Here is a 17,690-nt window from a genome sequence, read left to right on the forward strand (position 1 = left end):
AACCAGTGATAGCCAAAAACTATCGCGAAAAAAACTTTTTTCAATTTGGAATTATTTAAAACAAATAACGATCACTATAAAAAAGTAAAAATCTTTTTTATTCGACTCCTGTTTTTTCAGTATCTCTTAGTTATTCCATTGAAAGCTCCCACAATTTTTGACTCTCTAGAATAACGTAACCTTTCGCACTCTTTTTTAATATTTTTTGTTCACAAAGCTTTTTGAGCAAACGATGTAGTTGACGATACGAAATCCCTATCGTATCAGCCATATCCGTTAAATTCACTTGAAAAAAATCTTCCTCAGCTTGCTGGTAGATAAATGCGCAAACTCGCTGCAAGCCATTATAGAGGGTTGTTAACACAAAATGATTGGTACTGTTGATTAGTTTATCAGATAAACTTTTGGCTAAAATATTCATAAAACGGTTATTTGTTTTGATTATTTCCATATTTTTAGCATAAGGAATTAAGATACAAGAAACAGCAGTCACTGCCGTCACTGTGGCATAAGCCTTTTTTGAGTCAGACATCATTTCCATATCTCCTAGTAACCCTTTTTCAATGTAATAACTTAAAATTAGATTTCTACCATTTGTAGCTGTGGTACGAACTTGCGCCTGTCCCGCAGTAATGATAAACAAGTATTCATTTCGAGTTCCTTCAAAAAAAAGAATTTCACTTGGAGCATACGTTACTACACAAATGTTTTCTAGCTTTTGTGCCTCTAATTGATATGCTTTTAATAGTTGCTTGTCTCTTTGAGTCAAATTAGCTTTTTCCATTCGTCAACTCCTTCTCATTATTATTTTGAGTATGACATATGTCCTAACTGATTCAAAACAAAATGATTACACTAAAGATAGTTCAAATAAAAAAGTGAGAGACAAAACACGAAGAACGTAGTGATTCGATGATGCATCGGATCCATTCTTTTCTCGTAGCTAATCCTTTTGTCTCAATCTCAAAAAAAATTACAGAAGACTTTTAGCTTTTTCTTTAGAAAAGAGGTTTTTATGAATAAAATTTTAGTAGTTGGTGGGGCTGGTTATGTCGGTTCTCACGTCGTGATTGACTTGATCAACAAACAATTTGAAGTTGTTATTGTAGATAATTTTAGTAATTCAAATCCTTTAGTTATTGCTGCCCTTGAAAAATTAACAAATAGAAAAATTACTTTTTATCCTATTGATTATTGTAGTTTTTCTCAGCTTAAACAAGTATTTGAAGAAAATAAAATTACTGCCGTAATACACTGCGCTGGATTAAAATCGGTAAACGAAGCGACAAAAATTCCCTTGGATTATTATCGAAACAATGTCAGTGGTCTGATCAATCTGTTAACCATTATGCAAAAAAAACAAGTTTTTCATTTAGTTTTCAGTTCCTCTGCAACCGTTTATGGCACTCCGTTAGTGCTGCCAATTACTGAAGAAGCGGACTTAACACCAATCAGCCCATATGGGCAAACCAAGAAAATGAACGAGATTATTCTTAAAGATTTGGCACGTTCAGATAAACGTTGGCGCTTCATTTCATTGCGTTTCTTCAATCCTATTGGCGCACATAGTAGCGGAGACCTTGGGGAAGATCCGAAAGGAATTCCAAATAATCTAATTCCTTATATCACTCAAATTGCGCTTGGAAATCTGCCTTCACTAAAAATTTTCGGTAGTACATTTAACACAATCGATGGTACAACCGTCAGAGATTACCTGCATATTGAAGATCTCGCACTAGGTCATACTTTAGCTCTAAACTATCTACTTGATAGCTCCCAGACTAATGGTTTTGATGCAATTAATCTCGGAAGTGGAAAAGGTTATTCGGTATTAGAAATTATTACTACTTTTGAAAAAGTTACTGGTACCAAAATCCCCTATGAGTATACAAAAAAAAGAACGGGTGATGTCGCAAAAAGTTTCGCTTCAATTCAAAAAGCAAAAGCACTACTGAATTGGCAACCTGCACATTCTCTTGAGCAAATGTGTTTAGATGCTTGGCGTTGGCAAGAGAAACATCCGCAAGGTTTTGAGTAATAAAGAGTTATTCAAATAAATTATTGGGACAGAAGTACTTAGCTCCAAGAACCACTTTTGTCCCACATTTTTCCAACTATATCCTACTGAAACAACTTATTCAGCAAGTAATAATTCTCATTTCAACCTAATACTCAGTTGTCTTTTTAGCAAATTAATTTTTTTGCTTTATTTTCGCTACAATTTCATTAGCAACCGTCGTATCTAAAACAGCAGATCCGACGGTTTTAAAAATAGTAATTTCGTCAGCTGATTGCCTCCCTTGAATCTCTCCATTAATCAATTGTCCCAATTCCCCACGATAATGATTTTTTGAAATAAAACCAGTTTTCAAAGGTTGCATAAAATCTCCAGCTTCCGCTAACACACCTTCCATCGTATCAAAAATGATTACATCCGCTTGTTTGATAATTTCTTTAGGAATTTCACACATTTCAGGTGTATATGCACCTACCCCATTAATATGAGCTCCCTTTTTAATCCATTCTGCCGAAAAAGTTGCCAGTTTAGATGTCGTTACTGTGGTAATAATATCTGCATCCGTTACACACTCTTGACTCGTTTTTATAGCAACAATAGTTGCCTCAAACAATTCCTTCATTTGCTCTGCAAATAGACAAGCACGCGCTACATCAACATCGAAAATGCGAACTTCTTTTAGTTTTCTTACAGTCAGCATTGCCTCTAATTGTGCTTGAGCTTGACCACCAGTACCTATCAAAGCCCCTATTTCAGCATCCTCTCTAGCTAATAATTCTGTAGCCGCCCCTTGAACTGCTCCAGTTCGTAACTGTGTTAAATAAGTGCCATCCAAAATCGCTTCAACAATTCCTGTTTCTGGATTTAAAACAACCATTGTGGCTGGTACACTCGGTAAATTCTTTTTACTATTTTCAGGATAGACAGAGACGATTTTGATACCTAAACTCGGCTGACTTCCCTGCACATAGGCTGGCATATACAAGCTTTGCCCGTTCGCTTCAGGTATTGCCAGATTTGTTCTCAGTGGAACAGTCGCTTTACCACTTGAATAAGCCGTTAAAGCTTTTTTATCCGCCTCAATCGCCTCTCTCATCGTATAATGTTCCATCATTTCTTCTTTTGAGATAAACAACATTTTTATTCCTCCAAATTATCACTTTACTCCATTGGCTACTTTAAACTTTCAGTTATAATTTTTGTGTCTCTTCTTGATGTATCTCTATGTGGGATTGAGTCTGACTTGGATAGTTCATACTAGATTCCTGATTAGCATTGGGATTAAAAAACATTAAATAACCTAGTATTACGAGTTCGATAATGATAACTACTATTAAAAAAGCAATCACTTTATTTTCCCTTTTACTTTTTAACTTCTGCATTTCCGCTAATCGTTCCAAATACTGTGGTCGCCACTTAGGGTCATTTCTTCTTTTACTCAAAAAATCAAATGTGTGATATGTATTATTTTGTTGTTCTTCATTCATTTTTATTCCCCCCAGAATTTATTATTGAATAGAATTGATCAGCAATTAAAAATGTCAATTTTTGTCTATAAGTGTGGATGACACAAAAGTAAAGAACACTTTTGTTTTACCTCTTAAAACCGAACAAACGGTGTTGCAAAAGCAGCTCCTTCAGAAATAAGCCGAAATTTACCAAAAATTTGAAGAGCAATTTTCGGAAATTCCTTCTTATTACTTGGAGCTAACCGCCTTTGTCCCAACCTCATTATAGCAAGAATTAGCTTTAATTAAAATTATAGTAAGTTTGTAGCTAATTAAGGAATTCAGATTCCCTAATAATTTTGCTGAAAATCTAGACAAACGATTCATGTTATATAAAATGTACAAAAACTTTTTCAACGATACGCTTCAACACTTTTCAAAAAATTCTCTTCTATAAATTTCCAGCTGTACTACACGCTATTAAAAATAATATATTTAGTCCATTCTTCTATTTTATGCTAAAAAACTAGCCAAAACCAAAAATTCGTTTTGACTAGTTTTTCTACTTTATATATCTGAGACGAATATAAAAATTACTTATTTTCTAAAATTTTTTATTTTTCAAAAGACAAAAACATCATCTTCAATAGTAACTTGTTTCTTCTTACTCACTTTCCCTTTAGAAACTTCAGGTAATACAACAACAATCGTCGTATCCTTTTCCTTTTTTTCAATCATCGCAATATCCATTTCAGCTATTAATTGGCCACAAGTGACCATATCTCCCTCTTTTACAGAAATTAGAAATGGTTCTCCCTTTAGTTCTACAGTATCTAATCCCATATGAATGAATAGTTTATCACCTACTATTGTTTCAATGGTAATAGCATGTCGGGTTGGGAAAATAGATAAAATTTTACCAGCAATCGGGGAAAAAACTTGCCCACTATGTTGAGCAATTGCAAAACCTGTCCCCATCATATTTTTAGAAAACACTTGATCTTTTACTTCATTTAAAGAAATTAACTGTCCGCTAGTAACTGATTTTATTATTTTTTTCTTTTTAAAAATTGACATTTCCCCGCCACCTCTATACTAACTTTGGCCAATATTCTTTATTAGCTTCAATCATGTCATCTAAAACTAATTTTGCAACTCTAGCGTTAGGTACTGTTTGATTTAAGGTAAATGCTTGTAATGCTTTTTGATAGGAGTTTTCAAAATAAGCATCCACTAATAATTTTTCGGCTGCAACCTGCGCCTCCATCAAACCTTTATGAAAATCATTAATTGGCTCTCTTAAGGAAACTGGTTCAACTCCTGTTGCTCCAACGTAAGCAGGAACTTCTACAACTGCATCCAATCGTAAATTAGGAATCGCACCTTGATTTGGAACAATCAACATAAATCGGCGTCGTTCATCATTTAAGATAGAGGTTGCCATATCAACAATGTACTGCCCGTGTTCCCCAAAATTAAAATTGAGGACATCTTCTGTTAATCCTTCACGTATTTTATGTGCCATTTCATGTGTATTTTTCTCTCTTCCATCCATAACCATATTTGCTCTAGTATAATTTTTGTCTGTATGTTCAACAACCATATCAGGATAAAGATAATATTCTAAATAATTATTTGGAATATTCATAGGAAAGTTTTGGGTAATAATCGACATCATACTAAAAGCTTCCTGCCAGGTTTTATCACCAGCATTAAAATCAGCCACCGTCATTTCTTGTGTCTTTAACTTTTCAATAATTTCTGGCATAACATCTCTACAAAGTGACTTATCATAAATTGATGTATACCAACCAAAATGATTCAACCCGTAATAACTAGGTATCCAATTTTTTCTGTCATAACCATAATTTACAGCAATTGTTTCTTCGATAGAAATCGTCATATCACAAGCATTGATCATTTTTGCTTCAGGGTACGTCCGGCGAATGGCTTCTGAAACAATTGATTCAGGATTCGTATAGTTTAAAATCCAAGCAGTAGGAGCAAAAGTTTGAACATATCCGACAATTTCTAATAATCCTTTGATTGAACGCATTCCATAGGAAAATCCTCCTAATCCACAAGTTTCTTGCCCAACTAAGTCATATTTTAATGGGATTTTTTCATCTTGTTCCCTCATCTTCATACCACCTACACGAATTTGAGAGAAAACAAAATCACAGTCCGAAAATGCGATTTCAGGATCTTCCGTGGAAACCAATGATACCTCCTCTTGATGCTCCTTTTTCAACATAAGATCAATAATCAAAAACATGTCATCGTTTCTTTTTTTATCAATGTCATACAAACGAATTTCTTTAAGTGGAAGCCTAACTGAATTATTCAATATTGCTTGAATGATTCCTGGAGTGTACGTACTTCCGCCACCCGCAATTGTGATAATTTGTTTTTTTGTCATTTTTTTCACCGGTCCTTACTTTTCTAATAATTTATCAAATTCTGCCATAATATATGTTACTTCCAAACCAATAATCACTTGGTAGTTTCTCTCAGTCGGTTTAATCAGTCCGCTAACCCCTAATTGTTTAATCCGTTGCTCATTTACAACGTTGTTATCCTTAACCTCAACTCTCAAACGTGTATTACAACTATAAGCATCTTCAATATTTTCCTTCCCTCCAAATGCATCAAGTAATTTTTTCGCCATGTATTCATAGTTTTTACTTGCCAAGGAGAGAGTTTCTTCTTTCCCTTCATTTACTTCTTCATTAAATTCAGCGGTGGTTTCTCTTCCTAGAGTCGGAATGTTTCGTTTAGTAATCAAATAATAAAATGTAAAATAATAAAGAATAAAAAACACTATTCCAACTGGTACAATCAAAATTGGGTTTGTAGCAATCCTAAAATTAATCAAATAATCAACAATACACGCACCAAAAGTAAAACCAATTCGGATATTGAGTAAGTAACAAACAATCCCTGCAAGACCAGCAAAAAAAGCATGAATAACATACAACATTGGCGAAATAAACATAAAACTAAATTCAACTGGTTCTGTTATATTAGCAATAATCGAAGTGGCCGCTCCACTTCCCATAATGCCTTTAACCATCTCTTTATTTTCTTTAAAAGCAGCGCGATAAATCGCCAAACAAATCGCAGGAATCCCAAACATCATCACTACAAAAAATCCAGATAAAAATAACCCCGCTTGCGGATCGCCATTTATGAAGCGTGTCATCTCACCGCGAAATACTTCTCCACTAGGATTTGTATAACTACCTAAATCATAATAAACATACGTATTTAACACATGATGAAGACCAAAAGGAATCAATAAACGATTTAAAAACATAAAGATTCCAACACCTAAAGCGCCCATATCAACCAGTATTTTTGCAAAACTGTCAATTCCTGCTTGAATCACAGGCCACACTATTCCCAAAAAAACAGATGCTACCGTTTGGATAATCATAACCATTGTTAAGGGAAATTTTTCTCCAGCAAAATAAGAGAAAACAAGTGGTAATTTTTGGTTTTTAAAACGATTGTACGTCCAAGCAGCAATCAATCCAGAAATAATCCCTCCAAATATCCCCATACTGACATCTGGATTCATAATTTCTAGACCTTGTTTTAGCGTAGCAATCGCTAAAAATCCAGTTAACGCCGGGATGCCTTTATCTTTAGTTTTTGCAAAACCAATTGCTACCCCCACCGCAAAAAGAATATCTAAATTACCAAAAACAGCATTTCCGGCAGCTCCCAAAACTGGAATATTGAACATATCGCCTGCAGATAAACGTAAGATCAACCCAGCAAGTGGCATAGCTGCCACAGGTAACAGCATTGCTCTACCTAATTTTTGTATATTTGCTTTAAAATTTGTCATTTTCTTCCTCCTATCTAGAATTAAACTCAATAAATCTTTACTATAAACGTTCTATTCTATCATCCCTTTTTACAAATCACGATAAGTAATCAGTTCTATTTCTTTATCATGGCTTACTTCGGTAGCAAATTTTGAGTGAATTAAAAAATTAACTTGATTGATTCTAGATTGTATAAAACTTGAACCACGAGATAATTCTTGATCAATATAAGCAGCATGACACATAATCTCTGTCGTTTTTTCTGTTCGCAATCGCGTCAATAACTTTGATAGATAATTATTTAATGATTCTTCAAATTGTTCTTCTTGATTTGGCGTTCCTACATCATCAAAAAATGGTTCAAAATAGTCAACATGACGAACTTGTGCTTTTTTTTCAAAATTCCCTCGAACTGGTAAATCATATTTTTTAGCTAACAAAACAATAATTTCTTGATTTTGTGCAAAAGTATGAGTGTGATGATGGCTATCAAGATGCGTTGGTTCAATTCCTGCTCGATAAATTTTTTGTATTTGAGCATTCCATTCTTGGTATAATTCATCAAGATCGATTTCAAATTCATGTTCATAAAATGGTAACTTTTTAAAAAAACCTTGTTCATCAATCAGACTACTCAAATTCTGTAATAACGGTTTGCCACAAGTTAGTGTTAAATGGACACCCACACCAAAATCTGGAAACTCCTTAGCAAGTTTTACTGCATGATCAAATCCATACATATTTGGCATCAATGTTGTCGATGTTAAAATTCCCTTTTGATAGGTATCAATAATCCCATAATTTACTCCTCGACTGTAGCCAAAATCATCTGAATTTATTATTACTTTTCCCATTTAAATCCTCTTTTCTTTTTTATAAAAAAACAACCTAATAAGTATCTTAATAGCTTACTGCTAAAAATACTTATTAGGTCGCGCCTACCGAATAGTAACACCCTAAATCGTTTTCATTTAATTCTTGCAAGATGAATCGCTAAGTAAATAGTTTCATTTTCTTTAATTTCAAGTCCATATTTTTCACTTATAATCTTTGTAATATAAGTTGCTGTTTTATATGGAGAACTTTTAATAAAAGATTCATTGAAGAAAGAATAATCTTCATCTGGCACTTGCTCTTTGTAAATCAAACGCTTGACTAAAAACTTAACATGAATCATTAGACGATGATACAACAACGAATCTTTGTCTATCTCCATAAAATATTCTCGTTCTAATAATTGTAAAATTTCGGTCGTCATTTCTAATAATTTCAAACTATTTAAACTATTTTTTTCCCCTAATTCTGCATTAATAATATGCATAGTAATAAAACCAACCTCGTTATCTCCAAGTATTGTTCCATAACGCTGATTGATCATCTCAACAACTTCTTTTGATACATAATATTCATCAGGATACAGCAATTTCATCTCAGGTAACATAATAGCTGTTACTTGACTATTCTCTTTTCCTCGTTGAATCGCAAAATAAATATGATCAGTTAAAGCAATATAAATATTCGAATCTAATGTGATACTAATTTTCGACTGGACAAAACGAATGACTTCTTCTGAAAACTCAATAAATTCTAACGGAATTTGAGCTGCTAACTCACTGAATAATTTGGTTTTTTCTTTGGAATCCAGTACAAATATTTTATCTGCCGCTGATTCATCAAACTCTCCCCCAATGACGGCAGAGAATCCAATTCCTTTGCCCATAGCAACTTTTTCGACTCCAGCATCCTCTACTAAAACAACATTGTGATTTATTTTTTTTGTAATACTCATCCCCATTAACATTCTCCTTCTTCAGAAAGCTAAGTGAAATTATCCCTTTTCAGTTCGCTACATATTATCCTTCTCCCATTTTTATCTTCACACTAACTAAATTTTTTAGGCACAAAAACGACCTAAGAAAAAAATCTTAGGTCGTGCCTAATTTAATAGTTACACCCTGTGTTTATAAACAGTACTATAGCATCATTTGTAAACGCTGTCAAACCATATTTTTGATTTTATCAAATAAAATAAGTTTCTACTTTATATTCCCTACACTTTTTACATAAATCATAAAAAGACATAACATTTATTTTTAACTTATAATTATTTTTTCTTAACCAAGAAACACTTAAAAGTACATTTAATAACAAAAAAAAATCTATTAGATAATCATTTCGAACACCCAATAAAGCTGCTAATCCCATTGACACCACGATAAGAAAGCGCTATCATTTAATTAAGGTATATACCAAAAAAAAACTAGGAGGTTAGAATTATGAAAAAGGTCGAAGCTTGGATGGAAAAATATTTAATGCCCACTGCAGCAAAATTAGGAAACATCAAAGGCTTAATTGCTATCCGTGATGGAATCGCCTTAGCTATGCCCTTGATAATTATTGGTAGTATTTTTCTTATTATTGGTAGTTTTCCAATCGTTGGTTGGCCAGAATTTTTAGCTACACTGTTAGATGGAAAACTGACAAATGCAATTAATCACGTAGTAAATTCCTCATTTGGTATCATGGGACTTGTTGCAGCATTTGGGATTGGTCGCAGTATGGCTAAACAGTACAACGTTGATGGTACTACTGCTGGAGTTTTATCTATGTCCGCCTGGTTAGTTTTAACACCTAATATTATTAGTGATTTAGGCGAAGGAGTTCCTGTCACTTATCTAGGAAGTAAAGGATTATTTATCGCAATTGTTGTTGCACTTATTTCAGCTTACATCTTCCAATGGTTCGTAAATCGTAAAATTATCATTAAAATGCCAGACAGTGTACCACCTGCAGTTAGTAACAGCTTTGTCGCAATTATTCCTGGAGCTGTGATTTTAGCTTTAGCATTTGTCTGTAGTTTAGCTATTGATTTGTCTCCATTCGAAAATAGTCATGAATTATTAGCGACAATTTTGGCTGGCCCTTTAGGCTTCATTGGTGGGAACATCTTTGGTGCTATAATCACCGTTATGCTTAACAGTCTTTTTTGGTTTGTTGGAATTCATGGGGGAAATATCGTTGGTTCTGTAACAGCACCTATTTTTCTAGCAAACACAGATGCAAATCGTCTTGCTATGCAAGCTGGTCAAGAATTACCACATATTATTACTACACAGTTTTTTGATATGTTTGTTTATATCGGTGGTGGTGGAGCAGTATTCGGTTTAGCTTTAGCTATTTTCTTCTGGGGAAGAAGCCCAGAATCTAAAGCAATGAAAGCTGTTGGTGTTGTTCCAAATATCTTCAATATCAGTGAACCATTGATGTTTGGGATGCCAATCATGTTGAATATGGCATTCTTGATTCCTTTTGTTTTTACGCCAGTTGTAAATGTCATTATCACCTATTTTGCAATGTCTACTGGCTTACTTCACAAAACTATTGGGATTGCTGTACCTTGGACAACTCCACCGCTTGTTAGTGGATACATCGCCACAGGTAGCATTACCGGAGTGATTTGGCAAATCATTATTATAGCAGTCGACATTTTCTGTTATCTTCCATTTTTCTTGGCAGTCGATAGAAAACAAAGAGAAGGAACTATCGGATAAAAATATATTCTACAAACTACAAAAAAATACTAAATAAAGGTGGTAACAAAATGGTCAATCGATTAATCAGTGCTAATGCGAGTGAAATCAAAAATTTTTCAAAGAACGATTTACTTCAAAGTATCAAAGCGAGTGAAGGAAGGGTTATTTTAAGTGAAAATGTAGTCGTTCATCCTTCAATTGTAGGAGACATCACTTCAAGCGAGTTAGCACGTGCTTATGGTGCTGACATGATTTTATTAAATGCATTTGATGTAAATGAACCGATTATACTAGGACTCTATGACAAAGAATTCACTTTGGATACTGCCAAACCTCATGAATCAGCAATTGAAGATTTGAAACATATCGTTGGTCTTCCTATCGGAGCAAACCTTGAACCTGTAGATGACGATGCTACGATGACCTCTACTCGCTTGACTATTGCTAAAGGAAGACAAGCTTCTAAAGATAGCTTTATCAAAGCTAATAAGTTAGGATTAGACTTCATTCTTTTAACAGGTAACCCAGGTACTGGGGTAACAAATAAACTAATTGAAGAAAATATCAAAATCGCTAAAGAACATTTCGAAGGTGTCATTATAGCTGGTAAAATGCATAGTTCAGGAGTGGATGAACCTGTTGTTAGTACAGAATCAGCTAAAAAATTTATTGAAGCTGGTGCTGATATTATTCTAGTTCCAGCTGTCGGAACAGTTTGGGGAATTAGTGACGAACAAGTTCGCCAAGTAGTAGAACTCGCTCATGCCAATAATGTACTTGTTATGAGTGCTATTGGAACTTCTCAGGAAAGCTCTGATCCTCAAACGATTCGTGAGTTAGCTATCAGAAATAAAGTATTAGGTATTGATATCCAGCATATCGGTGATGCAAACATGGGCCTTGTTGGAATTGAAAATATCAAAGAACTTTCTGATGCCATCAGAGGGAAACGACATACCGTTTCACGTTTTGCCCGTTCCGTAAATAGATAAATATTTTATCTTATCGTCATTAAACATCGCAATTGATAATAACTGGCAGTAAACTTACGAGGATAAAGAGATTGAATCAAAAGTGATTGACTTTCGTCTCAAGCTCTTTTCCTCTAAAATTAAATAAAAAGGATGAATCTATGCTTGAAACAGAAAGATTAATTGTCAGAGAAATAAAAGAAAATAGTTGCGACATGCAAGCACTCTACAAAATTTTATCAGATGAAGAAGTTAATACTTATTTGCCATGGTTCCCGATAAAAACTATAGCAGAGACCGAAGATTTTTATAAAACCAAAATAAAACATTATAAAGAACAAAATGGCTACTACTTCGTCATTTGTTTAAAAGAGAATGACACTCCAATCGGATACATCTCGATTAACGGAACAGCTAGCCATGATTTTGGTTATGGATTATTAAGAAAATTTTGGAATCAAGGAATTACAACAGAAGCTTGTCTACCTGTAATCCATTTTCTAAAAAATCAAGGTTGGACTTATCTAACTGCCACCCACGATATTTATAATCAAGCAAGCGGTCTTGTCATGACAAAGCTTGGATTCAACTATCAATACTCTTACAAAGAACAGTGGCAACCTAAGAATAAACTAGTCACTTTTCGGCTTTATCAAATGAATTTGGATAAAAACAAGAATCGTATTTACATGGACTATTGGAATACTTATCCAGACCATTTTATCGAATCATTATAACGATAAAAATAATTCCATCAATCACTAAAAACAGCATCCCTTTACATGAGTGGTCGTTCGAATCACTCATTAAGGCACGCTGTTTTTAGTTCTTCTTTATGAAAATAAGTACATCGCACAATCAATCGGTCGGCAACTCATTAATTTTCTGCTGATCCCTTTTCGTCAATTTTTGAAAAACTAACTGATAGGAACGATCAATAAACTGCTTTAATTCTTCAACTGTCAATTCAGTTGTTTTCAGATAGATAGAATTCCAATGCGCTTTATTCGCATAATAGCCTGGAATAATATCTTGGTACATTTCTCTTAGCTGTTCATTTTCTGTCACAGGTCCTTTCAACGTGATCAACTCATTATTCATCATCCCGTAGCATTTTCCTAGTAAAGAAAAATAATAGCAATCCCAATCCTCTCTAAAGTAGACTTCTGCTCCTTTTTTCGATTCACCCCAAGTAATCAGTTCGGCTTGTCTTTTCGGAATATCGACTTCCATATTTCTTTCCTCCTAATTATTCGAAAATAAACTCAAAATATTCCCATCTGGATCTGCCACTAATGCATAATATTGTCCCCAAGGCGCAGACCATGGTGCTTTGATTATTGCATAATCATTGTCTTTGATTTTTTGATACAATGCATCGACTTCATTTTTATCTGTTAGTTCAAAAGCTAACTCAAGTCGTTCACCAGATAGATTTGGTTCAAAACCATAGACTCCTTTGACCATTGATTGAGTATTTAATGAGATGCGAATCGTTGCATTACTTAATTCCACATACTCTTCACCAAATCGTTCACTAACTACTAATCCCAAACAGTCATAAAATGCAATTGCTCGTTCCATTTCTTTAACAATAATTCCAACCATTGAAAGTTTCATTTGAATACCTCCTCCAAATTAGTTTACCAAAAGAAATATGACAACTGACTGTCATATTAATAAAGTTCACTTATTGCTTGGCTGATTTCTTTCAATTCATTTCTGATTTCCTGTGGTTCTAAAATTTCTACTTCTGCACCAAAACCTAAAAGCCAACGAATCAAGTAACATTTATTCGTAAATCCTTGTTTAAAATAAAGACCTTCTTCTTTTTCTGTGAACGAATTTTTCCCAAAATCGTCAATCAACTGTGCTTTTACTTTTTTGCTAAATCGAGCATAAACCTGAAAATTAATTTGTTCAAAATAATCATCAGTTTCTGTTTCTTCATCTAATGAATAAGCTGTTTCAGCAATGATTTCTAGTTGATCCATACGATTTAATTTATATAAACGGTAATCTAGATTTTCCTCACAAATTCCTTTTAAATACCAATTTCCCCATTTAAAAACAAGTTGATAAGGAGAGACTTTTTTCTCTTTATCTCCTGCTTCTGAATAATAAAGAAATGACAATTTCTGTTGTTGAGAAATACAATCTTTGATTGATTCAATTTTAGTTTTTAGACTATTGCCATACCATGAGGACAAATCGATTTCCATCATTGGTCTTTCATCTGGTAGGTGTTGAAAAATTTTTCTTGTGACAATCGGTAACAAGGGGTTGGCTTGAACACTATCGATTGCCTTTACACCAACTACTAAGGCTTCTTTTTCTTGTTTACTCATAAAATCGATGGCCAAACGGTGAGTCTTTGCAAGTGACACTCCTCCTTGATAACCTTGATTCGTTTCAATCGGAATTCCTGCTACAAGTAATTTGTCTAAATCTCTTAAAACAGTTCTTTGAGAGATTTCAAAATAGTCTGCGAGTTGTTTAGTGGTCATTTTTTTATGGTCAATCAATAGTAAAACTATTTCAAATAAGCGATTCATTGTCTCCCCCCTTTTGATTAAGTATAGCATATAAATCAGCTTGTCCTTGGGTTTCTGAAATCATTCCAAAATCAACTTATTCCCTGAAAAAAAAGCCACAATTTATAGAAAATCAAAAAAGATTTCTCATAAATTGCAGCTTTTTTCTCTATCATTTTTTTAGGAATCAAAAAATTTCAATTCTATTGATTTGTAAAAGATTTCCCGATTGCTCCACCGGGATGCCATTTCACATACTCTTTCGGACCTATATTTTTGGCTTCCTGAAGTAAAATAGATAATACTTGTAACAAGAGTGTTTGTTTAATTATAGATGCTCTAGGAGGCTTATTCAAATCGTCTCCTTCATTTTCAGTAAACGTACATAAACTTTCATTGGCTAGTAGACTCAAAGAAGACTCCTTGCTACTAGACACACCGATAATTATAGCCTCGTTGTTTTTCAATGTTCGAACAGATCGTAGCAACTCTTCGGTTTCTCCGCTGTTAGAGATTGCGATAACCACATCTCCTGGTTTAACTTGTCCACTTGAACCGTGAATTGCTTCTGTTCCGTCTAAAAAATATGTCGGTGTCCCTGTAGAAGAAAACAAAGAAGCAATGTAACCAGAAACATACGACGGTTTTCCAATTCCTGTTATGTGAACACGTCCACCTTGACTTTCCGCTGTTAAAATTAGTTGCTTTGCTTTTTCTAAAGCTTCCATATCTAAGGTATCAAATAATTGAGCGATTTCATTTTTAATAATCGTTTCAAATTTTATTGTCATGCTTGACCTCCGATCTTTTTACTTAAAAATTGTATAATCTTTAGAATCGTAAGGTGCCGTTTGTAAATAAAAGTTGACCCCTTTTCTTTGCATTTTTCGGATCATATCAATTTCTTTTTCGCTAAAATACGCATCTAACTTTTTAATAAGCACTCTACTTGCAGGATAAGGAAGTTGAACTTCTTTGACTTGGAATCCTTTCTCGACCGCTTCATTTAAAATATCTAAATTTTTAAAAATAATCATTAAATTACATTTTTCATCTCTGTCTTGTGCTAAAAAATCTAACAATTGTTCGATAGAAAAAATTCCCACCCCATCTTTTTTCGGGAAACTCAATTGCAATACTTTCGTTAAAAAAGGATCGTCTATATGACTAGGATCCACAATAGCAATAAAATTAGCATTGACAAAACTATTCCAATTTAAAGCAACAGTAGCATGTAATAATCGATTATCCACACGAACTAATTTTATTTTCAGACTCATCTTTTCATACACCTACGGCTTTCTACTTTTTTCGTCTTTAAGAAAATTGGCTAAGTAGTAAATGAACATTTTCCCATGAAAACTTCCTCTAATGTCAATACTAAATAATTCTTCATACCGCTTAATTTTATATAACAACGTATTTTTGTGTAAAAACAATAGTTCTGCTGTTTTTTTAACACTAAAATCATTTGAATAAAGTTCTTCAACTATAATAATAAGCTCATCTATATCTATTTGAGTCGCTTTTTTCTTATAATAATCAAAAATCGATGCCATTGTTTGGGGTGAGTTTTTGGAAGCAGCATATGAAAAAAGATAATCTTCAAAATAAAGGGGGTTGTCTTTATTCATAGAAATATTTTCTTTCAACCATAGACAATGTTTATAGCTCAAACGGTATAAGTCGAGATCCATTTGAATTGTACCAATTGCATAATAACAATCCGATAAGCCCCATTCAATCAATTCATTGATAAAGTCCGAAATATATCCAAATAAACTTTTATCATTCAAATTTTCTGGCACCGATTTGAAAATCAATAAAAATTGACTAGTAATCAATGAATAAATGGTACTCTTATCATTCATTTTATATTTGAGCCCCATAATCTCATCACGGTCAAATTCTTCATCTTTTGTAATAGCAATTGAAATTCTCGGTAACGAAAGATCGAACTGTACCTTTTCTAGTAATTTTTCTAAATAATGATAGTTAGAGCGCTCTTCTTTCAGTAATTCTTTAATAATTTGGTCCTCTACAGACAAACTTTTCTTCGCCGTTTGTTGATTGATTTCATATTGAATTCGTGTCTTCAAAGAATCGAATAAAATATTCCCTACCATGTTAATGGCTTGGCTAGGTCCATTAATCCAGAGATACCCATAACTACTTCCTTTAATCTCTATCGCATAAATTCGACTATTTGAATCCAACTCTGTTAGATTCACTCGACTACCATTCTTTGCTTCAATACTACAAGAAATAATCATTCCTTTTTTATCTAATAACCCAATAATATAGTCGGGATTCTCCTGGACTACATGAATAAATTCCTCAAAAATTTGATTCAATTTCATTTTAATCACCAAAAATTCTAATTTAAGAGTATTATCTTATAAAACTACAAAATTATACATCATTAACTCTCAAGGACAACAGTTGCTTTCCCGACTTTTCATAGTTGGCTATAAGTGATAGTATGCGAGCATTTTTTTTATTTTTTCATCTGTCTCATCGGTCGTAGCTTGTACAGGTTTTCTAGCTGGCCCTACTTCCGCAATTTCAGCCAGTTCCACTGCTCGTTTCAAAATAGCAGGTACGGTTCCTAATTTCAAAGCTATTCTTAATTCTTCAATACTCAACTGTAATTCTTCAGCATTCGCTATATTTCCTGCACGAATTTCACGATCTAAGTCTACTAAAACGGAAGGAATCAAATTACTCGTTCCTGCGATAGCACCAGAAGCACCTAATAAGTAACCGTCCAAAATTTTAGAATCAGAACCAACCAAAACACTAATTTGCGTTCCTTCAGTCACAGCAATATAGTCCTTTAAGTTTTCTAAATCACCACTACTGTCTTTAATTCCTTTGATATTTTCTATTTTAGCAAGCTCTTTTAAGACCTTCTTAGAAATAGTAATCCCGGTATTTTTCGGAATATTATACAAAATAATAGGTATTGTAACACTATTGGCTATTTCAGTAAAATGAGCAATCAATTCTTCATCATTCGGTTTAATAAAGTAAGGCGTAATCACAGACAAAGCATCTGCGCCCATTAATTCGGCTTGTTTAGATAAATAAATAGTTTCTTTCGTCGAACAAGCTCCTGTTCCTACATAAACAGGAACCCGTTTATTCACATGATCAATTACGGCCTGTGTAAAAGCCAACTTTTCAGCACTATCTAACACATGAAATTCACCGTTACTACCTAAAGGAAAAATTCCAGAAACGCCTTTATCAATTAAATGATCAACTAATTGTTTCATCGCTTCTAAATTAATGGTTTCATCCTTGTCTCGATTAAATGGTGTCACTATTGGGGTAATAATTCCATCAAACATT

At 33.6% G+C, this 17,690-nt stretch carries 19 protein-coding genes; 4 read left to right on the forward strand and 15 right to left on the reverse strand.

What is annotated here, in order from left to right; all coding sequences use genetic code 11:
• Positions 1-130 precede the first annotated feature (130 nt).
• Complete coding sequence (locus tag ACYSNW_RS10475) at positions 131-784, reverse strand: Crp/Fnr family transcriptional regulator (protein ID WP_461744447.1); 654 nt, start codon at positions 782-784, stop codon at positions 131-133.
• Positions 785-1,015: 231 nt separating this feature from the next.
• On the opposite strand from ACYSNW_RS10475, the gene galE reads away from it, so the two are divergent.
• The gene (gene galE / locus ACYSNW_RS10480; RefSeq protein WP_461744448.1) at positions 1,016-2,038 is read left to right on the forward strand and encodes a UDP-glucose 4-epimerase GalE; all 1,023 of its coding nucleotides are present in this window, start codon (positions 1,016-1,018) and stop codon (positions 2,036-2,038) included.
• Positions 2,039-2,192: 154 nt separating this feature from the next.
• On the opposite strand, the gene ACYSNW_RS10485 is transcribed toward galE, so the two are convergent.
• From ACYSNW_RS10485 to ACYSNW_RS10515, 7 genes are all read right to left on the reverse strand, one after another.
• A complete protein-coding gene (locus ACYSNW_RS10485) occupies positions 2,193-3,155 on the reverse strand; it encodes an ornithine cyclodeaminase family protein (RefSeq protein WP_461744449.1) in 963 nt (320 codons plus the stop codon).
• 52 nt (positions 3,156-3,207) lie between these two features.
• A complete protein-coding gene (locus ACYSNW_RS10490) occupies positions 3,208-3,504 on the reverse strand; it encodes a hypothetical protein (protein WP_461744450.1) in 297 nt (98 codons plus the stop codon).
• 582 nt (positions 3,505-4,086) lie between these two features.
• Positions 4,087-4,542 carry a PTS sugar transporter subunit IIA gene (locus ACYSNW_RS10495; RefSeq protein WP_461744451.1) on the reverse strand — a complete coding sequence of 152 codons (456 nt, stop codon included), beginning with the start codon at positions 4,540-4,542 and terminating at the stop codon, positions 4,087-4,089.
• A gap of 13 nt (positions 4,543-4,555) precedes the next feature.
• Positions 4,556-5,884, reverse strand: coding sequence for a family 4 glycosyl hydrolase (locus tag ACYSNW_RS10500; RefSeq protein WP_461744452.1), 1,329 nt, complete (start codon positions 5,882-5,884; stop codon positions 4,556-4,558).
• Between the two features lie 15 nt (positions 5,885-5,899).
• On the reverse strand, positions 5,900-7,318 hold the full coding sequence (locus tag ACYSNW_RS10505) for a PTS transporter subunit EIIC (RefSeq protein ID WP_461744453.1): 1,419 nt from the start codon (positions 7,316-7,318) through the stop codon (positions 5,900-5,902).
• A 69-nt stretch (positions 7,319-7,387) separates the two neighbouring features.
• Positions 7,388-8,152 (reverse strand): chitin disaccharide deacetylase, encoded by a 765-nt coding sequence (gene chbG, locus ACYSNW_RS10510; protein ID WP_461744454.1) that lies wholly within the window; start codon positions 8,150-8,152, stop codon positions 7,388-7,390.
• Positions 8,153-8,265: 113 nt separating this feature from the next.
• Positions 8,266-9,087, reverse strand: coding sequence for a PRD domain-containing protein (locus ACYSNW_RS10515; RefSeq protein ID WP_461744629.1), 822 nt, complete (start codon positions 9,085-9,087; stop codon positions 8,266-8,268).
• A 487-nt stretch (positions 9,088-9,574) separates the two neighbouring features.
• On the opposite strand from ACYSNW_RS10515, the gene ACYSNW_RS10520 reads away from it, so the two are divergent.
• From ACYSNW_RS10520 to ACYSNW_RS10530, 3 genes are all read left to right on the forward strand, one after another.
• The gene (locus tag ACYSNW_RS10520; RefSeq protein ID WP_461744455.1) at positions 9,575-10,849 is read left to right on the forward strand and encodes a PTS sugar transporter subunit IIC; all 1,275 of its coding nucleotides are present in this window, start codon (positions 9,575-9,577) and stop codon (positions 10,847-10,849) included.
• A gap of 50 nt (positions 10,850-10,899) precedes the next feature.
• Positions 10,900-11,823: a DUF7916 family protein gene (locus tag ACYSNW_RS10525; RefSeq protein WP_461744456.1), complete on the forward strand. Its 924-nt coding sequence runs from the start codon at positions 10,900-10,902 to the stop codon at positions 11,821-11,823.
• Between the two features lie 140 nt (positions 11,824-11,963).
• On the forward strand, positions 11,964-12,539 hold the full coding sequence (locus ACYSNW_RS10530; protein ID WP_461744457.1) for a GNAT family N-acetyltransferase: 576 nt from the start codon (positions 11,964-11,966) through the stop codon (positions 12,537-12,539).
• Positions 12,540-12,660: 121 nt separating this feature from the next.
• Here the strand turns inward: ACYSNW_RS10530 and ACYSNW_RS10535 are convergent, their stop codons facing one another.
• The 7 genes from ACYSNW_RS10535 to dapA all read right to left on the reverse strand — a co-directional run bounded on the left by ACYSNW_RS10535 (position 12,661) and on the right by dapA (position 17,689).
• Complete coding sequence (locus ACYSNW_RS10535; RefSeq protein ID WP_461744458.1) at positions 12,661-13,035, reverse strand: MmcQ/YjbR family DNA-binding protein; 375 nt, start codon at positions 13,033-13,035, stop codon at positions 12,661-12,663.
• Between the two features lie 12 nt (positions 13,036-13,047).
• On the reverse strand, positions 13,048-13,422 hold the full coding sequence (locus tag ACYSNW_RS10540) for a VOC family protein (protein ID WP_461744459.1): 375 nt from the start codon (positions 13,420-13,422) through the stop codon (positions 13,048-13,050).
• A 56-nt stretch (positions 13,423-13,478) separates the two neighbouring features.
• The gene (locus ACYSNW_RS10545) at positions 13,479-14,357 is read right to left on the reverse strand and encodes a helix-turn-helix transcriptional regulator (RefSeq protein ID WP_461744460.1); all 879 of its coding nucleotides are present in this window, start codon (positions 14,355-14,357) and stop codon (positions 13,479-13,481) included.
• 182 nt (positions 14,358-14,539) lie between these two features.
• Positions 14,540-15,127 carry an SIS domain-containing protein gene (locus ACYSNW_RS10550; protein WP_461744461.1) on the reverse strand — a complete coding sequence of 196 codons (588 nt, stop codon included), beginning with the start codon at positions 15,125-15,127 and terminating at the stop codon, positions 14,540-14,542.
• Between the two features lie 18 nt (positions 15,128-15,145).
• Positions 15,146-15,616 (reverse strand): PTS sugar transporter subunit IIB, encoded by a 471-nt coding sequence (locus ACYSNW_RS10555; protein ID WP_461744462.1) that lies wholly within the window; start codon positions 15,614-15,616, stop codon positions 15,146-15,148.
• 12 nt (positions 15,617-15,628) lie between these two features.
• Positions 15,629-16,696, reverse strand: coding sequence for a PucR family transcriptional regulator (locus ACYSNW_RS10560; RefSeq protein WP_461744463.1), 1,068 nt, complete (start codon positions 16,694-16,696; stop codon positions 15,629-15,631).
• Positions 16,697-16,804: 108 nt separating this feature from the next.
• A complete protein-coding gene (gene dapA, locus ACYSNW_RS10565) occupies positions 16,805-17,689 on the reverse strand; it encodes a 4-hydroxy-tetrahydrodipicolinate synthase (protein WP_461744464.1) in 885 nt (294 codons plus the stop codon).
• Position 17,690: the final 1 nt, after the last annotated feature.

The organism is Enterococcus sp. LJL99 (assembly GCF_054871725.1).